The 23,761-nt window shown below is 60.9% G+C and carries 17 protein-coding genes; 3 read left to right on the top strand and 14 right to left on the bottom strand.

Features of this window, described 5'->3' with window-relative positions:
* Positions 1 to 53: 53 nt before the first annotated feature.
* The 12 genes from NRS07_RS19430 to NRS07_RS19375 all read right to left on the bottom strand — a co-directional run bounded on the left by NRS07_RS19430 (position 54) and on the right by NRS07_RS19375 (position 18,520).
* Positions 54 to 1,856, bottom strand: a complete 1,803-nt coding sequence (locus tag NRS07_RS19430; protein WP_259213827.1) for a 2Fe-2S iron-sulfur cluster-binding protein — start codon at positions 1,854 to 1,856, stop codon at positions 54 to 56.
* Positions 1,853 to 2,545, bottom strand: coding sequence for a PepSY domain-containing protein (locus tag NRS07_RS19425; protein WP_259213825.1), 693 nt, complete (start codon positions 2,543 to 2,545; stop codon positions 1,853 to 1,855). The genes NRS07_RS19430 and NRS07_RS19425 overlap by 4 nt, the downstream gene beginning before the upstream one ends.
* Before the next feature lie 104 nt (positions 2,546 to 2,649).
* A complete protein-coding gene (locus tag NRS07_RS19420; protein WP_259213823.1) occupies positions 2,650 to 5,358 on the bottom strand; it encodes a TonB-dependent receptor in 2,709 nt (902 codons plus the stop codon).
* 288 nt (positions 5,359 to 5,646) lie between these two features.
* Positions 5,647 to 5,976, bottom strand: coding sequence for a four-helix bundle copper-binding protein (locus NRS07_RS19415; RefSeq protein WP_373889885.1), 330 nt, complete (start codon positions 5,974 to 5,976; stop codon positions 5,647 to 5,649).
* A gap of 85 nt (positions 5,977 to 6,061) precedes the next feature.
* Positions 6,062 to 6,802 carry a copper resistance protein B gene (locus tag NRS07_RS19410; protein WP_259213821.1) on the bottom strand — a complete coding sequence of 247 codons (741 nt, stop codon included), beginning with the start codon at positions 6,800 to 6,802 and terminating at the stop codon, positions 6,062 to 6,064.
* Positions 6,803 to 7,299: 497 nt separating this feature from the next.
* The gene (locus NRS07_RS19405) at positions 7,300 to 9,159 is read right to left on the bottom strand and encodes a copper resistance system multicopper oxidase (RefSeq protein WP_259213819.1); all 1,860 of its coding nucleotides are present in this window, start codon (positions 9,157 to 9,159) and stop codon (positions 7,300 to 7,302) included.
* A 1,039-nt stretch (positions 9,160 to 10,198) separates the two neighbouring features.
* On the bottom strand, positions 10,199 to 10,558 hold the full coding sequence (locus NRS07_RS19400; RefSeq protein WP_259213816.1) for a copper-binding protein: 360 nt from the start codon (positions 10,556 to 10,558) through the stop codon (positions 10,199 to 10,201).
* Positions 10,559 to 10,691: 133 nt separating this feature from the next.
* A complete protein-coding gene (locus NRS07_RS19395) occupies positions 10,692 to 13,868 on the bottom strand; it encodes an efflux RND transporter permease subunit (RefSeq protein ID WP_259213814.1) in 3,177 nt (1,058 codons plus the stop codon).
* Positions 13,865 to 15,451, bottom strand: coding sequence for an efflux RND transporter periplasmic adaptor subunit (locus tag NRS07_RS19390; protein ID WP_259213811.1), 1,587 nt, complete (start codon positions 15,449 to 15,451; stop codon positions 13,865 to 13,867). The genes NRS07_RS19395 and NRS07_RS19390 overlap by 4 nt, the downstream gene beginning before the upstream one ends.
* Positions 15,448 to 16,782, bottom strand: coding sequence for a TolC family protein (locus tag NRS07_RS19385; protein WP_259213805.1), 1,335 nt, complete (start codon positions 16,780 to 16,782; stop codon positions 15,448 to 15,450). Before NRS07_RS19385 ends, NRS07_RS19390 begins: the two co-directional genes overlap by 4 nt.
* Before the next feature lie 76 nt (positions 16,783 to 16,858).
* Positions 16,859 to 17,269, bottom strand: coding sequence for a hypothetical protein (locus tag NRS07_RS19380; RefSeq protein WP_259213802.1), 411 nt, complete (start codon positions 17,267 to 17,269; stop codon positions 16,859 to 16,861).
* A gap of 93 nt (positions 17,270 to 17,362) precedes the next feature.
* Entirely contained in the window at positions 17,363 to 18,520 is a 1,158-nt protein-coding gene (locus NRS07_RS19375) for an acyltransferase (protein ID WP_259213799.1), read from the bottom strand.
* Positions 18,521 to 18,675: 155 nt separating this feature from the next.
* On the opposite strand from NRS07_RS19375, the gene NRS07_RS19370 reads away from it, so the two are divergent.
* Positions 18,676 to 19,053, top strand: a complete 378-nt coding sequence (locus NRS07_RS19370; protein WP_259213797.1) for a DUF1643 domain-containing protein — start codon at positions 18,676 to 18,678, stop codon at positions 19,051 to 19,053.
* Positions 19,054 to 19,181: 128 nt separating this feature from the next.
* On the opposite strand, the gene NRS07_RS19365 is transcribed toward NRS07_RS19370, so the two are convergent.
* On the bottom strand, positions 19,182 to 19,829 hold the full coding sequence (locus tag NRS07_RS19365) for a hypothetical protein (RefSeq protein WP_259213796.1): 648 nt from the start codon (positions 19,827 to 19,829) through the stop codon (positions 19,182 to 19,184).
* Between the two features lie 320 nt (positions 19,830 to 20,149).
* Positions 20,150 to 20,983 carry a hypothetical protein gene (locus NRS07_RS19360; protein WP_259213793.1) on the bottom strand — a complete coding sequence of 278 codons (834 nt, stop codon included), beginning with the start codon at positions 20,981 to 20,983 and terminating at the stop codon, positions 20,150 to 20,152.
* A gap of 858 nt (positions 20,984 to 21,841) precedes the next feature.
* Between NRS07_RS19360 and NRS07_RS19355 the strand changes: the two genes are divergently transcribed.
* Together NRS07_RS19355 and NRS07_RS19350 are read left to right on the top strand one after the other, a co-directional pair.
* On the top strand, positions 21,842 to 23,092 hold the full coding sequence (locus NRS07_RS19355; RefSeq protein ID WP_259213792.1) for a sulfite oxidase: 1,251 nt from the start codon (positions 21,842 to 21,844) through the stop codon (positions 23,090 to 23,092).
* Between the two features lie 9 nt (positions 23,093 to 23,101).
* Positions 23,102 to 23,434 carry a cytochrome c gene (locus NRS07_RS19350; RefSeq protein ID WP_259213790.1) on the top strand — a complete coding sequence of 111 codons (333 nt, stop codon included), beginning with the start codon at positions 23,102 to 23,104 and terminating at the stop codon, positions 23,432 to 23,434.
* Positions 23,435 to 23,761: the final 327 nt, after the last annotated feature.

The raw sequence follows: 23,761 nt of genomic DNA, 5'->3' as shown, positions 1-23,761 counted from the left end.
TGTGCCGTTCTACTTGTGCGACAGATTTCTCGACGTTCTGAAGTTCCGAGCCATCAAATCTTAAAATCGTCGTACGCGACGTGCTCGTCGTGCACACCCAAATCGCGCAACATCGCGCGGGTAGCGGACAGCATCGCCGGCGGACCGCAGACATAGAACTCCAAGGACGTGACATCCGGGTGCGTCCGCAGCAGACCGTTCAGTACAGCTTCATGTGCGAATCCGACCCGAATGTCAGCTTCTTCGACTTCATCTGACAGCACCAAATGCCAGTGGAAGTTTGGATAATTCAACGCAAAGCCACGCATCTCGTCCACGTAAGGAGCATCGCGGCGGCTGCGCGCGCCATACCAGAAGTGGATATGCTCCGTAGCGCCCTTTGCCAGCAACTCGTGGATCATCGCGCGCAGCGGCGCCATACCGGCGCCGCCACCGATGAACACCTTTTCACGTGCTCCGGTCTTCAGCGCGAAATCGCCAAACGGGCCGCTGAAGCGCAGCTCATCGCCGGCCTTTAGCGTGTACATGTAGCCGGATCCCCTGCCCGGCCTTGGGCCAGGTACGAAGCGCACGAGGAAAGTCAGTTGCCCGTCGCAGCGCTCGAGCGGCACTGCCACCGAATACGAACGGCGAACCGGCGCATCGTTCGCAAGTGCTGCCAGGGTGCCCGCAGTCCGCCAGTCCTCATGATGGTCCTCAGGAATCTCGAGATGGCTGGCATCGCGCTCGTACGCGGGAACATGAACCTGAACGTATGAGCCTGGACGACACGCTACAGGTTCATTCGGACGCACCGTTATCTCACGCAGGAAGGGCGACAAGGGTTTGACGCTGGTGACGACCCCTGTCCGCTCGTCGGCTAAGGCCGTGGCATCCCCAACGTCGATGTCGAGGCTGCGCTTCACGGGCAGGTTGCAGGCCAGACGGTAACCTGCCTCGAGTTTAGCGGGCGACAGCAGCGCGCGGTCGGCGCCTGTCGGTGCGGGTACATTTCCGACGCACCGGACTTCGCACAGGCCACAGCTTTGTCCACCGCCGCAATTGGACGGCAACTGCAGGCCGGAACGGGCAAGCGCCTGGAACACCGTGTCGCCCTGTACGGCATCGATCGAACGCTGCGGCCTCCCGCTAGTGTCGACCAGGTTCACGGTCCGGCTTCGACGCCAGCGGCTGGGGACGAACTCTGCCAGGCGCACGCTGACGAACAGTAGCCATACGCCCGTCAAGGCCATCCACAAGCCGCTGATCGCGCTCGCGACCAGCAAGGGATTGTTGAAGTTGGTCCGCTCGCTGTAATCCATGATGTGGAGCATCCAGAACAGGTCGAACAGGCGCCAGGTACTGTTCCGATGTTCGAGCACGGCGCCCGACTTGCTCGACACATAGACCGACGTCTCGTCGGCATCATCGAAGTCGATGCGCCAGACCGGTTCCTTATGGTTGCGGGCTTCCAGCGTATATGAAAGAAGCCGCGGCGCGCTAGCTTTACCGGGACCGGAGTAAGACGCACGGGCGATCTTTGCGGCAAGCTGCGCGTCGACCACGACGGCGGCTCCGTCGCTTGCGCTCACGAGCCAGCTGCGCTTGTCGTTTTGCAGCCGGTAGACAGGGTGGTCGAGCAGCCAGCCGGAACTGATGGTCATGATGTTTTCTTTTGTGGCGGCCACCACCGCATCCGTGCTCATGGCATCGCGCGGCCATGCCGGCGGCGCCGGCGGCTTGACGCGAAACTCGCGTCCGGCCACTTTGTCTGCCTCGAGCAGGCTCATCATGACCCCGCTGGACATCCACAGAACGAACTGAATCGCCAGGATCAGTCCCACCCACTTGTGAAGGCATCGCATCCAGTGGCTCATACTGCCTTCCTCCGCGTGAAACTGTAGAAGAGCAGCCAGGCTCCGCTCAGCGCGAACGCCAGCCCGGAGATCGAGGCGACGCGCAGAAGCGTGTTGTTCACGTTCTCGCGTTCTTCGTAATCCATGATGTGGAACATCCACAGGAAATCGAACCACCTCCAGAGTTCATGACGCCGCGCGACGAGGTCGCCGGTAAAAGGCGAAAAGTACAGCGTTGTCTTGCCCGGCTCGTCGTAATGGACCGCCCACAGAGGCACAGGTCGTGCACCGACTTCCTGGGGTGCTTTGGTGACCCACTCGACGCCGCGGACGCTGCCTTCGCCGACATAGGCTGCATCAGCGAGCGCGACGACGTCCTCCCGGCCGAGCGGGCTGAGCTTTTTGCCGTCGGCGGCGTCCACCAGGGTGGTCTGCTGGCCTTGTTTGATTTCGTAGGCTTCCTTCCCGAGCAGGCTCTTCATGCGGAGGGAGGTAATGCCAGGGTAGAGCTCGTGCAGGCGTGCCTGCGTGATGCGGGTTGCCGACGGTTTGAGCCGTTCGGTGGGCACATGCGCCAGATGGTCGCCGTGGACGACCTCGAGAGGAACGACGACCATGTACAGGCCGCTGATCATCCAGAGCAGTGCCTGCACCCCAATGACAAGTCCGATCCATTTATGGGCGCGTCGCACCCAGAAGGCGATTTGCATAGTGTTCGTGTTTGAGTTGTGTTTCCCGACAGGGCAGACTGTCCACCGCGCGGCCGCCGCGCATTATGCACGCGCAGCGGCCTGCCTGGTGTTTACCCAATGCCCTAGAACTTGTAGCCGAGGCGAACGTGCCAGCGGCGACCGAGCAGGTCATAGGTCATCGTGTCGGTGTTCCCGTCTGTCCAGCTCTGGATATACGGTGGACGTTTGTCGAACAGGTTGTCGATGCCGACCGACAGTGCAACCGCCTTGTTGAATGCATATTTCAGGCTGGCGTTGTGGTAGGCGATGCTCGGCGCGCGGGAGCCGATATCGCTTGGGGCAGCGTTGATGTCGTCAGCCTTGCCGATGTACTGCACCGCATAGGATCCCGACCATGGTCCGTTCGACGTGGTTAGCGAGGCAGTCGACCGCCACTTGGCGTAGCTGCCCCGGCCGCCCGTGATCTTGCCGGCATACTCGATGACCTCACCGCCAGGGAACGGCGTCACGTCGAACTCGCTGAGACGGGAGACATCGGCCGTGACCGACGACGACCACCCGAACAGACTGAAGTCGTACATGGCGCCAAGGTCAATCCCGGCGACGCGCTGCTGTGCCGCGTTCTCGGGCTGGGACGACAGGAAGTTGATTTCACCCGTACGCGGATCGCGCGTAAAGCTCTGCGGCCCGCAGAAGATGTGTGCCAGCCCCGGCGAGTTGTAGCAGACCGAGAGTTTGGTCGAGCCGGGGACGGTCTCGATCGCGTTGTTGATCTTGATGTTGAAATAGTCGAGCGTCAGGGTCAATGCCTTCGACGGCGTCCAGACGGCACCGACGGTGAACGTGTCCGCCTCTTCCGGTTTCAGGTTCTGGTTGCCGCCGCCTGTCGTCAGAATGGACGGTCCGAATTGCCGGAATCCGGCAGGCAGGCCAGACGCCTGGCAGTTCTTGTAGACCGCGGAGTTCGCATCTAACGTATTCCAGTTGTTGCATGGATCGGTCGTCGTCAGGTTACCCTCGGAGACACCGCCGAACAGTTCAGGGACATTCGGCACGCGAAATGCGGTCGACCGGTTGGCGCGCATTTTCAAGGTGGGGATGACCTGCCAGTCGAGACCGAGCTTGTAGGTGGCCTGCGACCCGAACAGGCTGTAGTCGGAGTACCGCGCTGCGGCGTTCAGCGTCAGGGAATCTACCAGGGGCAGCTTGGCCAGCAAGGGGACGGCCAGCTCCGCGAAGACCTCGCGCGCGCTGTACTCGCCGGCGATCGCGGCCTGCGCAGGCGTATTAGCGGCGCCCGACACGATCAGGGCGTCCGGGTCGCGCCATCCGCGCTCCTGGCGGTACTCGAAGCCGGATGCGAAACCCACCGGCCCAGCTGGCAAAGAGAACACCTCGCCACTGATGCTTGCATTGAAGCTCTTCTGGTCGTTCCCACCATGGTCGCGGGTCGTAAAGTGGATGTATTCGAGGACCGCCGGGCTGAGGTTGCCGTAGCCAAGATAGTTGCCGCACGGGGCTGCTGTTGGCCCCCTGCCGCAGGTTGCGGCGTTGAGCGTCGCATCGACACGATCGAGGTTGATGATGTTCGTCATCCCATCAACGCCGGTGTTCCGTCCCCAGTTGAGGGATGCCGACCAGTCCCATTTTTCCCCGATCTCACCCTTCAGTCCGGCGAGCACCCGGAAGGTGTTCGTCTCCTGGAAGAAGTAGCGCGGGCCGACTTCGGCCACGCGGCGCCGCTCGAGTGTCAGGTTCTGACCGGTCGGATTGGTGGGATGGCTTGCAGCGATTTCAATCGGCCGGTACACACCAATCGCGCCGGGCGTTGCAAGCTGCCTGGACTGGCGGTTGGTGAACATGAGCTCTGTGAACAGGTCGACCTTGTCGTTCAAGCGCACATTGCCGAAAGCGCTGGCGCCGACGCGCTTGATCGGGTTCACCGCGTTGAGGAACGGGTTGCTGTTATAGGCGTGCCTGGCCGCGCTGTAGGTCTCGAAACCGCGCGGATTGCCGCTCGGGTCCTGGTTGAAATTGACCCGGCGGCCATCCGCCAGCCGCGCGCGTCCGCCGATGGTGGACGAGCTGCCCGAGCACACCAGTTCGCCCTCGTCCTCGAACAGTGAGCAGGGCGCGCGCGAGGCCAGGTTGACCGCTTCGCTCTCGGAATAGTTCAGGGATGCCATCAGCGAACCGCGCTCGCTTTTGGTGCCCCAGACGATGTCCGCCGACTTCTCGGCGCCGTCGCCGCGCTCGGTCTTCCCGTAACGGACCGACGCTTCGACGCCGTCCATCGCCTTCTTGGTGATGATGTTGACGACGCCGGCCACTGCATCGGCGCCGTAGATGGCAGATGCGCCGTCCTTCAGCACCTCGATCCGTTCGATCATCGCGACGGGAATCATGTTCAGGTCAACCGAGCTGTTCGCGCCCGTTCCGCCCGACACGACGCGACGACCGTTCAGGAGCACCAGCGTGCGGTCGATTCCCAGGCCGCGCAGGTTCACCTGTGTCGTGCCGTAGCCGTTACTGGTCCAGTACGCGCTGGTCTGGCTGCCCGCCGTGCCGGCGGATGAAGGAAGCCGCTGCAGAAGTGTTTCGATCGAGATTGCGCCGGAGCGCTGGATGGTGTCGGCATCGATCACGGTGACGGGACCGACCCCGGAGACTTGTTCTTGTCGCAGGTTGATACGGCTACCGGTGACCTGGACGCGCTGCATTCCTGTCGCTTCAGCGGTAGCGGCTGTGGCTGGCTGTTGTGCATATGCGCTCTGTTGCAGAACCATCAGTGCAAGCGCGGCAGTCGTTCTTGGGACGTACTTGTAAGCCATTTACCCTCCGGGTTTGTTTTTGTAGGAGCTACTCAACTGAAGCTGACACATTTCCGAGGCTTCAGAACCAAGCCGGAGCGGGAGACCCGACAGCCAACCTGTCTATACATATTGCCGCCCTTCCAATGTAGCCAGAAGTCTACACGTTGGCAATAAAAATGTGTTTTTACAACACTCGCCCATATAAGATTCTTTCGCGCGCAAAAAGGCCGACGCATATTCGCGCCATGCATGAGTGTGGAGTCGCTCAGCGACTGCGCAGGACAGCAGCAGTCGCCTCGCTTCAACTCAAGCAGATGCCATTTGACGGCACTCGGCGGCACACTTGCGGCATGCCGCAGCGCATTCCTGGCAATGCTGCATCTGATGCTTGCCGCACTCTTCCGCACACAGGTCACAAAGCGAAGCGCATGCTTCGCAGACAAGCTTTGCCGCTTCGCTACCCCTCGCCATCATTGCCGCAGCCAACCGGCACAGCTGCGCGCAATCGATGTCCAGGGCGATACAGCGCGCCATCATCTTTACGTCATCCTCCTGCAGACACGCTGCCGCACACATGTCGCACGCGTTAGCGCAATCGTTGCAAGCTTCGATACAGCTCTCGTACTGTTGATGCATGATGCTCTCCTCAAAAAGGTTGGTTTCAGTGTCGCCCGCAGGACATCCCTTGCCCTGGGCTACTGACGCGTCACCCTATGTAGACTCAAAACCACAGGCGCAGACCAGCTACTGCCTGCGTTTGGCTACGTTGGCCGCCGCGTACGCGCGTGTAGTCGGCGGTTTCCCCGAACTGCCTGCCCCAGGTAACACCGATGTAAGGCGCAAATTTGCGGGTGATTTCGTACCGGAGTCGCAGTCCGAAGCTGAGATCCGAAAGACCTTTTCCAGTGCCCCGCTCGGGATCGGCCCGGCTGTACAGGTTTGCACCCAACTCTGGTTCGAGAATCACCCTAGAAGTGAACAAGATCTCGTACTTCATCGCAAAGCGCGCCGCAAACTCGCCTCCGGATCGCCAGTACGCTGTCGCCTCGGTCTCGAACCAGTACGGCGCGAGGCCTTGCACCCCGAAGGCGAGCCAGTCCCTTCCGCCGCCTTCGCCGGCGTCGTGCCGTATGCCCAGCTGGGTGCTCCAGAACGGCGCGAATGCGCGGTCCCAGAGGAGTTCGGTACGGGCCGCTTCGAGTGCCCCGCCGCGGCGCTCGCCTTCGAGCTTCACCCAAGCCTTGTTGTAGTCGTTGCCGTACCACGCCTCGACCTCTAGGTTTTGGCCGCGTTCGCCATCGCCCTTCGCCACCTCAGCCTTGTCGACCAGCACTTTCCCGAACGGGGCGTTGTCGTGCATCTCGTGGTTGCCGAAATTGGCGTGGCGCGTCCCTTCGTTATAGGCGTTCGGATCGCGCGCATCCGGCGGGGGCTTACCCCCCTGCATCGGTCCCATCGTCATGCCGTGTCCACCCATGGGCGCAGCGGGAGCCCCTTGAGCCGGTTGCCTAGCCTGGGCAGCGCCGGCGTCGTGCCCCATCGCCGAGTGATCCACGCCCGGCGTGTGGCCGGGGACTGTACTCGGTTTGGCGACGGGCGCGGTCTGTGGCTGCGTGCCGTGGCCTGTGTGCCCAGTATCGCGTGCCTGGGGTTCCGCTTTCTGGACTGGGGTTGTCGCCTGTGGTGCCGCGGCTGGGCTCCCGTGGCCGGCGTGACCAGCTTCCCCAGTTTTTGATGAACCCGGAGCAGCCGTCGTTTGCTGCGATGGCGTTGGGTTCGAGGCAGGCGGCGCAGCGTGACCCATCTTCGAATGGTCCATCGTCGACATGTCGTGTCCACTGGCGGGCGGGGGCGGCTGGTGTTGGTGTCCCGCTGCTGGCGTAGTCTGTGCCATTGCGCTCACTGACAGCGCGCCAGCCAGGATCACGACGGAGGGCATTAATTTCATTACAGGAGTCCTCATGATACGACTACCTCCCTGAACATGCCGGCTTCCATGTGGTACATCAGGTGGCAGTGAAAGGCCCAGTGGCCGCGTGCGTCGGCTGTGACGCGGTAGGTGATTCGTTGTGCCGGCTGCACGTTGATGGTATGTTTCCGCACCTGGAACTCCCCGTTTTCGGACTCCAAGTCGCTCCACATCCCATGCAGGTGGATCGGGTGGTTCATCATGGTGTCGTTGACGAGAACAATGCGCAGCCGCTCGCCATACCGGAAATGGATGGGCAGGGCCTCGGAGAATTTCTGGCCGTCGAAGGACCACATGAACCGCTCCATGTTGCCTGTCAGGTGAAGTTCGATCTCGCGTGTCGGCTCCCTTGGATCGACCGAGCCGCCGATCGTCCGCAAATCCGCATAGGTCAACACGCGGCGGCCATTTCCGCGCAGGTTGACGCCAGGATCATCGAGGTTCGTGCGCGGCATATCGACGTGCATGTCGACACCTGGTCCGTATTCGGTGCGCGCATGGGTCACCTTGGGAGGCTGGACAGGCTTCGTGGGCGAGGACATCTGTGCGTGTGCGGCATGGGCATCGGCCGGGGCAGCCGCTGGCTGCGCATGGCCCTGATGGGCCGAGGCGGCGACTCCCCCAGCGGACGAAGAGCCCCCCGTCCCCTGTGCGTCCGTCCCGTGCCCGCCGCGCCCACCGCCGTGCATGCCGGACATGGCCATCGCACCCATCATGTCCGTCATGGTCAGCCACTGTGCTTCGTCCACAGCGGGAACGGGGGCCTGCATGCCTGGCCGTGGCGCGAGCGTCGCGCGCACGAATCCCGAACGCCCTATCGACTGGGCGAAGACCGTATACGCCTTCTCCTCGGTCGGTTCGACAATGACATCGTAGGTTTCCGCCACGGAGATGCGTATTTCGTCCACGCTGACCGGCTCCACATCCTGGCCATCGGCAGAAACCACCGTCATCTTCAGGCCTGGGATGCGTACGTCGAAGATGGTCGTTGCCGCACCATTGATGAGGCGCAGGCGGACCTTCTCGCCCGGGCGGAACAAGCCCGTCCAGTTCATCTCCGCCGTGGCGCCATTGATAAGGTATCGAAGCGCTCCGCTGATGTTCCTGCTCGCCGTCACGTCGCTGAAGTCGTTGGGCATCATCCGCATCTGGTTCCACATCTTGCGCTTGTCTACGGCGGCGGAAAAACCCATCGTCTGGACGTCACGCACGAATTCGCCGAAGGTCGGCTGTTTGTTGTTGAAGAAGTCGCTCATCTTCTTCAGGTTTGCCAGTACACGTTCGGGTTTCTCGTCGGTCCAGTCCGAAAGCATCACCACGTAGTCGCGGTCTGCAGCTACGCGCTCCCCTCCCTTCGGGACCACGACAATCGGACCGTACAAACCGGTCTGCTCCTGGAAGGCGGAGTGGCTGTGGTACCAGTAAGTGCCGCTCTGCTTGACGTCGAACCGGTACGTGAACGTCTGGCCAGGCTCGATACCGGCGAAACTCAATCCCGGCACACCATCCATCTCGGCTGGAAGGAGGATGCCGTGCCAGTGGATCGAACTGACCGTCGGGAGCCGGTTGGTGACCCGGATCGTCACGGTATCACCTTCGGTCCAGTAGAGCGTCGGCGCAGGAAGCTGGCCATTGACCACGGTGGCAATGCGGTCGGCGCCGGTAAAGTTGACGGCTGCGGGCCCGATCTCCAGCTCGAAATTGCTGCCGCGCAGGGCCCTGCGGTCCTCCTGGGCAGCGAACAGTGTGCCCGGACTCAAGCCTGCGAGCCCGGCCACTGCACCAAGCCCTTGCAGGAAGCGGCGGCGCCATCTGCTGACGCCCCCTTCAGATACATCGACATACTTCATATGGACCTCCGATACGAATTGAAAGTTATGGCGCAGACAGGCTGCGCGGCGCGGTGCCAGGCCAATGTCCGTGCTCCCGGCACGTGCGCGTGCGCAGGCCAGGCTCGCAGCCGACTCGGCAGGCACCGCGCGCTGCTGGTGGAGCAAAGCCGCAGGACCGCGCGCCGCCCTTGGGTCAAGGACGCACAGGCGCGCAGCACGGGCTGAGCAGCAGGTTCAGGAAACGTTCGCCGGTACTAGCCGCGACAAGTTGTCACGCCGCGGTTGGCGTGAGAATACGAGGTGGGCGTTCGATCCGGGCGGGGACATGCCCGGTAAACGAGGATGGGGAGAGTTGCTGAAGTCCGTTGGCCGGCTCTTCCACTGCGGTCAGAAGGGCCACGGGGGGCGGCGCGCATGCGCCAATGCTGCAGCCCGCGCAGGTACCACAACTGGACCGCTCATGCGCATCCGTGCTTGTGGACGCGCAGTCTCCATCAGGTGAAGAAGCGCCCTGCGCCGCCGCGGCGACATGTTCGTGATCGCCCGCATGATTGCCGGCGTCTTCGGCGGCTACCGCCAATGGCGCATCCGGCTCGGTATTGGAGACGACTGAAGCATGGTGAGACATGCCGCACGCGAACCTCGCTACTCCCGCAATGCCCTGCACTGGTAAGGAAACGATGAGTAGGCACAAGAAAAATGATCGTAGCCTGCTGCACATATGGTCAATGTAGCATGCTTGCAGCGACAAGCGCACACACTAGAAAGTTGAAACGAACTTGATGGAGACACCCGGCTCTGTACGGTGCTGCGCGCAGCGCCGCAGATTGTAATGTCCGGAGGACCACTCGTTGCGCCACTTCTTCGGTTCTGCCTATTCCATCTTCCGGGACGTTTCAGAAAACGGAAACTCAGGCGCGACAAGCCATTCTGAAGGGATAGTGGTCAACATCCTGGTCATTCAGCGTCAGCACAATGGCATGCCAGAGCAGCGACCGCAGCTGCCCAGCCTTTCACTGCGATGACGCGCGTACGAGCATGAACGCTCGTACGCGCGTCATTTGACAGATGAGATGATGTAGTTCGACCCTTGCTGGGTGAACTCCACGTCAACTTTTTTGCCGACTGCAAGCTTGTCGAACAATGACTTGTCCTTAACGCCGAAGCTCATCGTCATTGGCGGCCAGTTGAGGGTTTTTACCTGATCATGTGCAAGCGTCACTTTGCCGTTGGCCTGATCCAGCGCCTTCACTACGGCCGACGTTTTATGCACTACCCCTTTTTGGGGCGTACCCTGGGCTTTGCTATCGGACGTTTTCTCCTTCATCATGTCCTTACATGCCGACATATCCATGCCCTTTATATCCTTCATATCCTTCATGTCCATGCAGCCTTGTTTCATATCCATACCCTTCATATCGCCAGCCTGGCCGAAGGCAGCGCCGGAAATGGTCTATGCAGCGATCAGGGACAGTGGGGCAAAACGTTTCATGAGATTCTCCTCAAGGTGGGTAAAGTAGAGTTTTTCATCCGCGACCGGACAACATCATTCATGTGCTTTCATAACTGACCTCGTTACGTGCGGGTTTCGGGATATCCTCTTGTCGCAGCTCCCGACGGCGCATCAACATATAAACGACCGGAACCACAAACATCGACAGCAATGGCGCGGACAGCATCCCGCCAACCATTGGCGCCGCAATACGCTGCATGATTTCGGAACCGGTGCCATGGGCGATCATGATGGGCACCAGACCTGCGATGATTACCGCGACGGTCATGGCCTTCGGCCTCACGCGTTGAACTGCCCCCTCTCGAATGGCATCCAACAGATCGGCTTCGGATGACTTTCCGGCAGCCAGGCGGGCTTCCCAGGCATGCTTCAGGTAGAGCAACATGATCACGCCGAACTCGGCCGCTACGCCGGCAAGTGCAATGAAGCCGACCGCACTGGCAACCGAAAGGTGGTGTCCGAGCATCCAGAGAAGCCAGATACCGCCGGCCAGTGCGAACGGCAAGGTGGCCATGATCAGGATCGCCTCGTCAAAGCGCTTGAATGTCAGGTAGAGGAGGATGAAGATCACCAGGAGCGTCGCCGGCACCACAATCTTGAGCTTCGCACTGGCGCGTTCCAGGTATTCAAACTGACCTGACCAGGAAATCGAGTAACCCGGTTGCAGCTTGACCTCCTTCGCGACAGCTTGCTGCATGTCGCGTACCACCGAGTTCATGTCGCGTCCCCGGATGTCGACGTACACCCACCCGGACAGGCGTGCGTTTTCACTCCTGAGCATGGGTGGGCCCTCATTGATGCGGATCTCTGCCACATCACCCAGGCGAATCTGTGCCCCGCGTGGCGTCAGGACGGGCAATTGCCGCAGGTTTTCGATTGAATCACGGATTTCGCGCGGATAGCGAACGTTGATCGGGAAGCGCTGCAGGCCTTCGACAGTCTCGCCGATGTTGTCGCCCCCAATTGCTGCCGACACGACGCTCTGCACGTCGGCGATATTCAAGCCGTACCGAGCTGCCTGGTCGCGGTTGATGTTGACGTCGACATAGCGTCCTCCGTTGAGACGTTCAGCGAGTGCCGACGACACGCCGGGCACCGTCTTGACGATCCGTTCGATTTCTCCAGCAACGCGATCGATCTCCTGCAGGCTGGTACCGGCTACCTTGACGCCGACCGGACTCTTGATGCCGGTGGCCAGCATATCGATGCGATTTCGGATGGGTGGCACCCAGATGTTGGAGAGCCCAGGTACCTTGACCACGCGGTCGAGTTCCTCGACCAGCTTATCCGTGGTCATGCCCGGCCGCCATTGATCCCTGGGCTTGAATTGGATCGTGGTTTCGAACATCTCCAGCGGCGCAGGATCGGTTGCCGTCTCGGCCCGTCCCGCTTTCCCGAACACGCTTTGCACTTCGGGTACGGTTTTGATCAGGCGGTCGGTTTGCTGCAGCAGTTGCGACACCTTGCCCGCCGATAGCCCTGGTAGCGCCGAGGGCATGTACAGAACGTCGCCTTCGTCGAGAGGCGGCATGAATTCTGCGCCGAGCCGGGTCATCGGCCAGATAGTGATGGTGGCAATCACGGCGGCAGCGACCAGCGTCGCCTTGGGAAAGCGCAGCACGCCATCAAGCAAGGGCCGGTAGACGGCGATCAGGAAGCGATTCAGTGGATTCTTGTGCTCCTCGGGAATACGCCCGCGGATCAGGTAACCCATCAATACCGGAATCAAGGTCACGGCCAGACCTGCAGCCGCTGCCATGGAGTAGGTCTTCGTAAACGCGAGCGGCGAGAACAGGCGTCCTTCCTGCGCCTCCAATGTGAACACCGGAATGAACGACAGCACAATGATCAGCAGCGAGAAGAACAGCGCTGGGCCGACTTCCGCTGCGGCGTCTCCAATGACCCGCCAGCGAGCCTCCCCTTCCAGCTTCGCTCCCGGATGGGCGTGATTCCATGCTTCGATATGCTTGTGCGCGTTCTCAATCATGACCACGGCGGCGTCCACCATCGCCCCGACCGCGATCGCGATACCGCCCAGCGACATGATGTTCGCGTTCACCCCTTGGTAATGCATGATGATAAAGGCGACCAGAATACCGATCGGCAATGTGACAATCGCGACCAGCGCCGAACGCAGATGGAACAGGAAGATTGCGCACACAATCGCAACGACGACAAATTCCTCGACCAGCTTGTCGCGCAGATTGTCTACCGCCCGTCTGATCAAGTGCGATCTGTCGTAAGTGGGAACGATCTCCACGCCAGGGGGCAGACCTGGCTTGAGGGCCGCCAGTTTGGCTTTCACCGCATCGATGGTTTCCAGTGCATTTTTCCCTGAGCGCATGACGATGATGCCACCTGCAACCTCGCCTTCGCCGTTGAGCTCGGAGATGCCGCGTCGCATTTCCGGACCCAGCTGGATTCGCGCGACGTCACCGAGCCGGACAGGAATACCAGCCTCGGATGTCATCAGGGGAATCTTGCGGAAGTCGTCGAGCGATTGGAGATAACCGCTCGAACGTACCATGTATTCGGCTTCGCCCAGCTCGAGCACCGAACCACCGGCTTCCTGATTGGCCTTCTGCACCGCCTCGATCACCACGTTATGCGCAATGTTGTAGGCCCGCAGCTTGGCAGGATCAAGCACGATCTGATACTGCCGCACCATGCCACCCAGGCTTGCGACCTCCGACACGTTGGGTACAGTCTTCAATTCGTACTTGAGGAACCAGTCCTGGAGCGCACGCAGCTGCGAGAGGTCCATCTTGCCGCTCCGGTCGACCAGCGCATATTCATAGACCCATCCGACGCCGCTCGCGTCCGGTCCGAGTGCAGGCTTCGCTTGCGTCGGGAGCCGCGATTGGACCTGGTTCAGGTATTCCAGCACGCGCGAACGTGCCCAGTACGGATCGGTCCCGTCCTCGAACAGGATGTAAACGAAGGAGTCGCCGAAGAACGAATAACCGCGCACGGTCTTCGCCCCGGGAACCGACAGCATGGTGGTCGTCAGCGGATAGGTGACTTGGTTCTCGACGATCTGCGGCGCCTGGCCGGGCCAGGTCGTGCGGATGATGACCTGCACGTCGGACAGGTCGGGAAGCGCGTCGAGCGGCGTGCGCTGGAGGGACCAGGCGCCCCATGCGGTCATGCCTGCCGTGGCCAGGAGCACGAGGAAACGATTGGCGATCGACCAGCGGATCAGTCGGGCGATCATTTCCGGCCTTTCTGCTCCCCGGGCGTCCGGGTGATATTGATGATCTCGTACTCGCCTTCACCGCTTTGCCGGAACTCGAACGTTACCGAGTCTCCGACAGCGAACTCGCCCGGCAATCCGCCGGCGGGCAGCTTGAAGCCCATCGTCATCGGTGGCCATTGCAGGCTTGGAACCGGCCCGTGCGAGAGTACGATTTCGTCCTTGTCGATGCTCTCGACCTTGCCTTCGCCGCGATGGCGTCCGGCCCCCGTATCCGCACCCGTGCCCGCACCCGTATCGGCCGGTTGGGGTCGCACGCCCTGCGGGGCTTGCGCAGCTTTCGGGGGCTCGGCCAGGCGAGTCGCGGTTCCGCGCAGGCTTGCTTCCGAATCGATCAGGAACTGGCCTGAGACCACCACTTTTTGTCCTGCCTCGAGCCCACGGCGGATCTCGGTCTTGCCATCGCCCTCGCTGCCAGGTTCGACCTCCACCGGCGTGAACTTGCCCTCTCCAAGCGCCACCATCACGACGCTGCGCTGTCCCGTCCGGATGACTGCTTCGGTCGGTACCAGCAGCGTGTCCGTGCCCGCGGCCGGCGCGAAGCGCACGGTCGCGAACATGCCCGGCACGAGCCGCTGCCCCGGATTCTCCAGCTCGACTCGGGCGCGCAGGGTTCGAGTTGCAGGATCGACTTCCGGCAGGATCGCGCTGACCCGGCCTTTCAGCACGGTGCCGGGCGAGGATGGGGTGCGTGCCTCCACGAGGCTGCCGGGGCGTACCTGCGCCGCGGCCGCTTCCGGCACTTCCGCGTTGATCCAGACGGTGCGCAGTCCGTTGATCCGAAACATCGGTGCGCCGACGGCAACCGTCGTTCCCTCGCGTACCGACAGCTCGGACACGACGCCGCTGACCGGGGCGTCGATCGTCACCCGCGGCTGCACCTTCCCCCCAAGGTCGACAGCCCGAATCTGGGCGTCGGTCATGCCTGCAAGGCGCATGCGCTGCCGGGCGCCATCCAACAGGCCATCAAGGCCGTTCCCGGGCATGCGCTTCACCGCCAGGAATTCCTCTTGCGCCCCGACCCAGTCCGGCACATACACTGCCGCCAGCGGCTGGCCCTTTTTTACAGGGTCGAGCGGCGCCCGCACGAACAGCCGCTCGACGAAGCCGGCGCTGCGCGCCTGCACCAGCGCGACGTCGCGCTCGTTGTAGGCGACGGTGCCGACGGCTTCGACGCCCATGGCCAGCTTGCCCCGCGTGACGTCGGCGGTGCGGATCCCGAGATTCTGTTCCACCACTGGACTGATCGAGACCTTGCCCTCGTCCGCAGGCGCATCGGCGTACACGGGAACGAGCTGCATGTCCATGAAAGGCGACTTGCCTGGCTTGTCGAACTTCTGCCCCGGCACCATCGGGTCATGCCAGTACAGCACCTTCCTTCCGGTCGCCGGATCGAGCGCACTGCCCGCCCCTGCGTGCGCCGCCGGCGCTGCCCCGGCCCCGGCTTCCATTCCCTTGTTCATCCCGAGGCGATAGACGCCATACCCCCCTGCCCCGACGACGAGCGTCGCCAGCAGGGCAATCGCCATGGTTTTCCTGTTCATTGCTGCCTCCCGTCGGTACCCGGGTTCGCATTGTGTTGTCCGCCCGCAGGGACCAGGAACCGGAGCTGCGCCCAGAGGCGGCCAGTGTCCGCCTCCAGCTGCAGCACCTGTAAACGTGCATCGAGTTCGCTGCGCCGCGCCGCGAGCACGTCGGCGAGCGACATCTTGCCTCCGCGGTATTGCGCGAGAGCAGACGTGCTCCGTGAGCGTGCCAGCGGAAGCAGGTCCTGCTCCAGTCGCGCCTGGCGCTCCCGGTTGCTCTGCCACTCATTGAGCATGGCCCCCACCTCGGCTACGTGCGCCTGCAGCGCATCCTCGCTTTCGGCCTTCGCCTGCTCGAGCTGTGCCAGCCGTGCCGATACCTCCCTGTCCTGCCGGTTACCTTGATTCCACTGCAAGGGAACGGACACACCGACAGACAGCATGTTCGAGTACGCGTGTCCGCGCTGCTGGAATGCGACTTCGACGCTCCAGTCTGGCTTTTTGTCGGCCCGTGCCAGCGCCGCTTCGGCTGCAGCGATGTCTTCCTGCTTGCGCAGGACGGCGATCTCGGGATGATGGCCAAGCTGGGTTTCCAGCGTCCTCAGCTCGAGCGGAACGGCGTCAAGTACCGGCTTGCCTGCGAGGGGGAGCTGCGCCGCCTCGCCGATCCAGCGCGCGAGCGCCAGTTTGGCGTTGGCGACGCGCCGTCCCAGCTCGCGGGCGCGATCAGCCAGGGCAACCGCTTCCCCGCGGACGCTGAAGACGTCGGCTTGTGCGCCGCGTCCGCCACGGTATGCAGCCTCGGCCGCCGCGACCTCCTGGCCCGCCTGCTGTTCCTGTTCGGCGACCAGCCCTGCCATCGCCTCAGCGTAATAGCGTTCCAGCCAGGCCACCGCCGTGTCGCGCTCGATCGCGGCGGCGGCCGCAGTCTTTTCCGCCGATGTCCTGTCGGCTTCGCGCTCAAAGCGCTCTGCGCGCAAGCGCCGCTTGTCGGCGCGCGTCAGGTCTTGCATGAGGCCGATGCGACGCTGGGTCATGAAATCGCGTGTCGTGCTGAACCGGTCCGGTCCGTCGACCGGTACGTTGTCGACGCCGACCTTCAGGACCGGGTCGGGCAAACGCGCGGCAGCGACGGCCTGTTCTCGCGACGCATGAACGGCATAGTCCTTGGCGGCAAGAAGACGGGAACGTTCTACCGCGCGGAACTGCGCCTCCTGCAGTGTCAGCAGACTGTTGGCCGCGCCGGCACCGCCGCACAATGCGGAGATCAATGAGGCGAGTACGAGCCGTGCGCCGTGTCGACAGGCGCGATGACGCGCCAGCACGGGCGCGGTGTATGGGATAAACATGGAACCTCCAAGGATGCAACGCACAACATCGCCAGTGCGCGAGGCGCAGCGACGACAGACTTGGCAAGCAGGAGGATCAGATACGGAAACAGCAGTGGCGGATCGCCAGGGGCGGTGACGTTGTTCGCGTCAGGAAAGGAGGATTAGCGGGGGCGGAGTCTGGTCGGTAAGCGACGTCCAGCGGCAGCAGCGGCAAGCCGAAACCGACGGCCAGGAACGGTTGCAGTGGCGGCACCCCTGGCTTGTCGAGCGATTGGTTGTCCGCTTGGTGGTAGGCGTGGCAAAGGCTGGGCTGCACCAGGTCCATCTCGTGGCAGGCCGGCATCTCGTCTGGCGGCACGTAGGCCGACATGCGCGCGACTTCGCTTTCATGCTGCACGCTCAGCGCCGGGCAGGCGTACGCCGCCACAGCAAGCTGCATGAACAGGATGCTGAAAAGGGTGATCGTCGCAGCGAATAGCCGCGATGGACGGGAGAGGTGCTTCATGATTAAGTGGGATGCTACAAGTGGCGTCCGTTGTTGTCAACGACGCCACTTGTCCTGCAGTTCCCTGCCCTGGCTATGCGGCGGCGCCGGAAATCAAACCCGGACGGCGCCGCTCCGGAATCGTAACGTCGTCTTCAGCCATTCCCGGACCTGATAGGTCCTGGCTTCAAACGGCAGGTGAAACAGGAAGGCGCCGACGACGAGCCCAACATACAGGAGCAGATACACCAACAAATGCAGCGGCCGGTGAGGATCGAGCTTGGCGTTGCCAAGGACGGGCGCTGCAAGGTGCAGCATCGCTCCCATCAGTGGAATGTGCAGGACATACAGCGTAAACGAAAACTCCGAAAAGAATCGCCCGACGCGGTTGACCCACTCGTTAGCTCGCGTACGTGCCCACGTGACTTGCATGCTCGACAGAAACAGCACGAAGACCATGCTGAATAACAGGTACTGGACAAAGCTGTCCACACTGATGTCGCTCTTCCCTTTCAGGCGGATAGCGGCAGCCGCGCCGATGAGTCCAAGAAATAAGGTCCAGCGCAGGAACGGGCCACATTCGATCCGCACGCGTGAGAATGCTGCACCCAGCAGCCAGATCGAAAAGTACAGCAGGATTGCGCTGTTCAGCAGTTGTACGATAGCGGCAACCGTTAACAGGATCAGGACCCGGCGCCATGTGGACCGGGTACGGAATAGCATGACGAGTAGAGGAAACAGCACGTAATACCAAGTCTCGTTCGCTAGGCTCCATAACGGAAAATTACCGCCAAACTCTGGCACGAGAATGTTTTGCAGTCCAACCAGGTTGCCAACAAGAGCAGTTGCCGAGTACGCATTGTCCGGTGCGAACGCCAAACGCGACGGATCGAGCGCGGCCGTCGCCAAGCCGAACAACAAAATCGCGCCAAAGGTCGGTATCAGCACGATCCACAACCGGGTTACCCGGTCGATTGTGTAATTTCTGATAACGCCGTCGGTGCCAATGCGGTTGAGAAGACTGCCCCCGACAAGCCAGCCGCTGAGCACGAAAAAAACGATCACCGCAAGGTAGGCAAACCCGGCTGCAAAGGCAAGCCCCTGAAACGGCAGTGATGGGTTCTGAACGGTGCCGAAGCCAGGGTAGACTTGGGCACGCAGATGCGCGGCCGCAACGATTAGCGCCGCTAAACCTCGCAGCAGCGAGATGAGCATGGAATGCCACTGGTCTTCGGACAGATTGGATCGTTGAAGCAACGCAATCTTTGTCATGATGGGCTCTGGAAAAGGTCGAGATTGACCGATCCTAGGCCACGACCGAGCTTGGCCATCTGATAACAAACAAGCACGGAAGGTGCTTGCAATCAGGACATTGAGGCACACGCCGCTATAGCGCGACTTGGGCGACCTAGCCGGAAGGCTACGCGATGTTCGTCGTTCTCAATCCGAGCACTGCCGACGAGGTTACCGACGATCCGACCATCCGCCGCTGCATCGCTTTCGCCAAGGCCTGGGGGTACGGCGCACTTTGTATGACGAACCTGTTCGCGTTCAGAGCGACGGATCCTGACGACATGAAGGCGGCCGCCGAGCCAATCGGGCCGCAAAACGACTTTCACCTGCAGCGCCTGGCGCGCGGCGGTTGGCGTTGTCGTGGCCGCATGGGCGTCTATGGGACGCACCTGGAGCGGAATGCGGCAGTGCGGTCGATGGTTCCGGCACTGCATTATCTAAGAAAAACAGCGGATGGCCATCCCGGCCACCCGCTGTATCTTCCCAAGATCCTCACGCCGACCCCGCTCTGACACTGCCGTACAATCGGCTCCATTCGACCGTCCTTGCAAAAGGACCGAACGAACCGGCAGGATTACTTGCACACCGGGCTGATGGCGGCACAAACTTTGATCGCTCGTCCTGTGCCATGGTCGATAGCCTATGTTTCCCGCGGCGCATACACGTCGTCAGGATAAGGGAGGATCTGGGCCGTGCTTCGCAGCATGGACAAATACTTCTTGATCGCCATGTGGAGCTCGAGGCCAGTATCGATCGGGCGATCCTTAAACGCGTGGATCGCATTGCGGCGCGACTGGACCAGTTTGCAAAGGTCGATTTCTTCGGTCGGAAACAAGTTCGCCTTTTGGATGTAATCGATGAGCGTGTCCAAAGCCAACCCATCCGGGTCGAGGAGTTTTTTCTTCGTTTTATGCCACGCCTTCGTGTCTTTGAGCGTCTCAATATCGTTCTTGTAACTATCGTAGTGGACGGCCAGGAAGAGCTTGATGGTGCCTTCAATCAGGCTACCCAAGTTTGTCCACGCAAGGATGAGGTCCCCTTCCTCAAGGTCTTCCGGCGGATCGCAGTCCCAATGGCGCAGTGAACGCGAAAGCGAAACTTGCCAGTCAAGGCGCGACTTCGTCATGAGAGCGGCCGCATCCTCTGGCGCCCACCCGGAGGCTTCCGACCAGAAGCGGCGCAAGCCCTCGTTGAGCTTCTCGATACGCGAGATAACGTCATCGAGCGGCCGGTCGAGATCGTCGACCGCCGATACTGGGGACATCCATGGTGGGAGTGTCTTTGTCATTGCGCGATTGTGACGGTTGAGCGGGACGATAGCAATTGTTCAGCCAGACACACGTGGGGACGGCCGGCAGGAGGGAGAGAGAACAGCAACCAGCCAGCAAGCCGGAAAGATGAAAACGTAACTAACTGACACGAGACAAGCGCACAGCTATACTCCGGACGCACCCCGACATCAACTAAGGCGGTAACTTCGGCGACATCTAGCAGACAGAGGACGTCCACTTTCGCGCGCGAAAGAAGCGCCGAGACGATTGTTGGGGCAGTACGTCACGAAGCGTCAGGATCCTGGCGTGCGTTCGGCACGGTCCTCAAAACTTTGCTCTACCCCCGCAGCAGTACCCACCTGTTGAACCAGTCCCACTCGATGGTGCCGTAGCGCGGTGGCGGGAAGTCTTTCAGGCGCATGCGGAATTTCAGTAGTCCAGAATGAGCGCCATGGCCGAGGCGATTCGCACTTGCTTTGCAAGCCGCGCAGGAGTTCGTCTTATGGTCCATCAGTGCCATCCGCGGGTGGTCGGCGGCGCCCTCCCTCAGGCGGGCCAGCACCTGGTCTAGCCAGTATGTGCGACGCCTTGTCATTCCCTGATGCCAGTTAAAGACGGGGAAGCTGGGCTGGCCAGCCAGTGCTACCTCGAGCATATAGGGCGTTCCGACATCTCGTCCGCAATTCAAGCACTTTCCGAAAGAGAGCATCCTGACCGAGACGTCACAGTCGGCGTCAGCGGTGGTCGTCAACGGTGCCCATTTCAGGCCTCCGTTGAGTGCCTGACCGACGAACTCGGTAACATTGGAAAGGGCCCAAGCCTGGGACCACTCATTTTCCCAGTCCTGTGGGTGGTGGAGCGAAACGGGCCAGGCCGCGTCTTCGCCACTGACCAGGTTGAAGATCGGCAGCGCATGTTGTACTGGAAACGGCTTCTTCGTCTTGACGAACCAAAGCCCGCGCACACCGCTCTGCTTGTAGCGTGCCTGGCGCTCGCCCATGGTTGTCCAGTCGGGATTCGAGATTTGCACCTCGAACGCGACCGCCGCGTTCTGCCGCCGCGCGAGGACATCCGCTTTCCAGACCAACGTACCGTCTGCGCTGCGCTCCTCCGCTTCCACCTCGGCCTCCCATCCCGCCTGTATAACAGCCACAGCAATGCGCGCCTTCAACGCCAGATGGGTTTGACTCTCACCGCTTCCGCCATTTTATATTTGTAAGTACTTGATTTTCAACGAAATTCGTTAGTTTATCACCGATTTGACACGCAAGCCAACAATCAAATGCTTTTTTGTTGTTAGTGTGCTTGTATCAATTGCTCCCAGATTCCGTACAGCATGCACTAACGCTTGTCTTGTGTTCAGTTCTTCAACACCATGTTTCTGATGTCTCATCGGTGTCGCGTTGCCTCAACGATAGCCTAGCTCGGCAATACCATTTCCTTTCTATCGTTCTTTTCCACTGACGTTAGGGCATGTATAGCGGAGCTGGAGGGTAGGTAGAATTAGCTATACTTTCGCACTGAATTTGGACTAGACCATCCCGGCAAACCGATGTGATAGACGGGGCCTTTATGTTGCAGACAAAGCAATACTTTCAATAAACCGCGTTAGGGCACGGTTGCTAATGTTTGGCTACGTAGCTACCAGCTTGACCACGTTCGCTGCTTGTCTGGCCATTTAGGCGGCTTCCCTGGCATACGCCGTACCAGCTTCGCTGAAAATTCAACTTCAACATCACAATCGCCTTCCTTGAGCCGGAGTCAGCCGACTTGCCGCAACGGTTACCTATAGCGCAATGCTGCGCGATCCAGGTCTATACGCTTGACGCCGTATCAAAAAGGTTGCCATTGTCTCGGTTGCCGCACTACCGCACGGCATCTGAGCTTCCGGTGGCAGCATTCGCGTGTACATCAGCCCGAAAAACAGCGACGCGGTGAATATGATTGATACCGCATGTAATGAGGAGTAGGATTGGAAAGGTCGGGCGTTCGCCGAAGCAATAATTTAAAAAATCCAAAGGAGACAACGATGTCGCACATACTGGAAAATGCCGACCGGCCGCCCCCCATTACCGACCCAACCCGTCGCCGTCTGCTGGCAGGTGGCACTGCTGCCATGGCAGCAGCAGGGTTAGCCGGATTCACCAGATCTGCAATGGCACAGGCGGTGGCAGATACTGCTATTGCAGCAAAACCGTTACCAGCGTATGTCAACTGGAAAAACCCGGAATCGATGATCGTGCATACCGCCAGCACGCTGGAGACGAAGCGCAGCGCGTTCGGTACAGGTATCATAACTCCGACCAGCCAGCTCTACATCCGCAATAACCTGCCGGCGCCCGATGCATCGGTTGTCGCCGACCGCGACGGCTGGCAAGTAGCGGTCGAGGGCGTAAAGAATCCCCGCACATTGAGTGTGAAGGATTTGAAATCGATGGGCCTGGAGACAATGGCGATGGTACTGCAATGCTCAGGCAATGGCCGTGGCCTGTTCCCGAACAAGCCGAGCGGCACTCCCTGGCAGGTTGGCGCTGCGGGCTGCGTGGTTTGGAGCGGTGTGCCGGTGCGCGTCCTGACGGAAGCGCTCGGCGGAATTATCGACGGCATGCAGTATATGACTGGTACTGGTGGAGAGAAATTGCCGGAGGGTTTGGACCCGAAAAGCGTGATTGTTGAGCGGTCGGTACCCGCGAAGGCCATGGCTGACGCCATGTTGGCCTGGGAAATGAATGGCGAGCCGATTCCCCTCGCGCATGGTGGGCCGCTGCGTTTAATCGTGCCCGGCTACACCGGTGTCAACAACATCAAGTACATCAAGAGGCTGGCGTTTACGGCTTCCCAAACCGATGCTGCCATCCAGAAGACCGGCTACCGCATCTCACCGCCGGGACAGAAGGGCGACCCGAGCCATCCTTCGGTATGGGAGATGTCACCGAAATCATGGATCAACTCGCCGGCGCCCGAAACTGGTGCGGTATCGGCCGGAAGGGCACAGATCAAGGGCGTGGCGTTTGGTGGACTGAATGCGGTGAAGTCAGTCGAGGTATCAGTCGACGGTGGCAAGACGTGGAAGACGGCGCGCCTGGTAGGGCCGGATCTAGGCCGCTATGCATGGCGCCAGTTCGTTTTGCCGGTGAAGCTTGAGCCCGGTACCTACACCATCGCCTGCGTCGTGACTGATTCACGGGGCAATCGCCAGCCAGAGGGCCGTGTGGAAAACACCGGTGGCTACAACAATAACAGCTGGCGCGATCACGCGCTGACTATTACCGTCGTTTAAGGGATATCCATGTATTCGTCGATTACACGTATGGCCACGTCCGCCGCAATTGCAGCAGCACTTGTCGGCTCGCCAGCTTTCGCGCAGGACAAATTAGAGGCTGGCAGGACGCTGTTCAACAAGACGGCCGTACCAGCGTGCGCGGTGTGCCATGCACTAAAGAATGCTGGCGCGGAGGGTGCCATCGGGCCCAGTTTGGATGAACTGAAGCCTGACGCAACAAGGGTGGAAAAGGCCGTTCGCAACGGTATCGGCCAAATGCCTGCGTTTAAGAATTTGACCGACGAGCAGATCAAGTTGCTCGGACAGTACGTGGCTACGGTTACCGCGGCAGGGAAGTAACGCGGGTTCCGTGACCATTGGGCGGATTCGAAATTGCGTAGTTTTACGCATACTTATTCTTTGATTCTTCACCTGATTTCTGACATAAAACATTTTTGTGATTAAGCTTTGCCACAGGCGTCCAACGGGTTTTGAGTCTTACGACTGACCTGCGACGGCCAATAGGGCTTCAAGAGGAGTCAGCGGGCTCACAAAAGGTAGATGAGGATCGTTACCGCCAATTGCTTTTGGCGTCGACTAACGGTGCCGAAGTAGGGCCCCTGCTAATCTAGACCGTCCAGCTTGAGCAGGCTCCGCGACATCCATTTCGCCTCACGCAGAAGCAGA

This window comes from Massilia sp. H6 (assembly GCF_024802625.1).
Taxonomy (GTDB): domain Bacteria; phylum Pseudomonadota; class Gammaproteobacteria; order Burkholderiales; family Burkholderiaceae_D; genus Telluria.
This window is presented reverse-complemented; position numbering and strand designations above follow the sequence as displayed.

Bases quoted from the DNA above. Each gene is read 5' to 3' on its own strand.
- NRS07_RS19430 (WP_259213827.1), bottom strand. From the start codon at position 1,856: ATGAGCCACTGGATGCGATGCCTTCACAAGTGGGTGGGACTGATCCTG.
- NRS07_RS19425 (WP_259213825.1), bottom strand. From the start codon at position 2,545: ATGCAAATCGCCTTCTGGGTGCGACGCGCCCATAAATGGATCGGACTT.
- NRS07_RS19420 (WP_259213823.1), bottom strand. From the start codon at position 5,358: ATGGCTTACAAGTACGTCCCAAGAACGACTGCCGCGCTTGCACTGATG.
- NRS07_RS19415 (WP_373889885.1), bottom strand. From the start codon at position 5,976: ATGCATCAACAGTACGAGAGCTGTATCGAAGCTTGCAACGATTGCGCT.
- NRS07_RS19410 (WP_259213821.1), bottom strand. From the start codon at position 6,802: ATGACGATGGGACCGATGCAGGGGGGTAAGCCCCCGCCGGATGCGCGC.
- NRS07_RS19405 (WP_259213819.1), bottom strand. From the start codon at position 9,159: ATGAAGTATGTCGATGTATCTGAAGGGGGCGTCAGCAGATGGCGCCGC.
- NRS07_RS19400 (WP_259213816.1), bottom strand. From the start codon at position 10,558: ATGAAGGGTATGGATATGAAACAAGGCTGCATGGACATGAAGGATATG.
- NRS07_RS19395 (WP_259213814.1), bottom strand. From the start codon at position 13,868: ATGATCGCCCGACTGATCCGCTGGTCGATCGCCAATCGTTTCCTCGTG.
- NRS07_RS19390 (WP_259213811.1), bottom strand. From the start codon at position 15,451: ATGAACAGGAAAACCATGGCGATTGCCCTGCTGGCGACGCTCGTCGTC.
- NRS07_RS19385 (WP_259213805.1), bottom strand. From the start codon at position 16,782: ATGTTTATCCCATACACCGCGCCCGTGCTGGCGCGTCATCGCGCCTGT.
- NRS07_RS19380 (WP_259213802.1), bottom strand. From the start codon at position 17,269: ATGAAGCACCTCTCCCGTCCATCGCGGCTATTCGCTGCGACGATCACC.
- NRS07_RS19375 (WP_259213799.1), bottom strand. From the start codon at position 18,520: ATGACAAAGATTGCGTTGCTTCAACGATCCAATCTGTCCGAAGACCAG.
- NRS07_RS19370 (WP_259213797.1), top strand. From the start codon at position 18,676: ATGTTCGTCGTTCTCAATCCGAGCACTGCCGACGAGGTTACCGACGAT.
- NRS07_RS19365 (WP_259213796.1), bottom strand. From the start codon at position 19,829: ATGACAAAGACACTCCCACCATGGATGTCCCCAGTATCGGCGGTCGAC.
- NRS07_RS19355 (WP_259213792.1), top strand. From the start codon at position 21,842: ATGTCGCACATACTGGAAAATGCCGACCGGCCGCCCCCCATTACCGAC.
- NRS07_RS19350 (WP_259213790.1), top strand. From the start codon at position 23,102: ATGTATTCGTCGATTACACGTATGGCCACGTCCGCCGCAATTGCAGCA.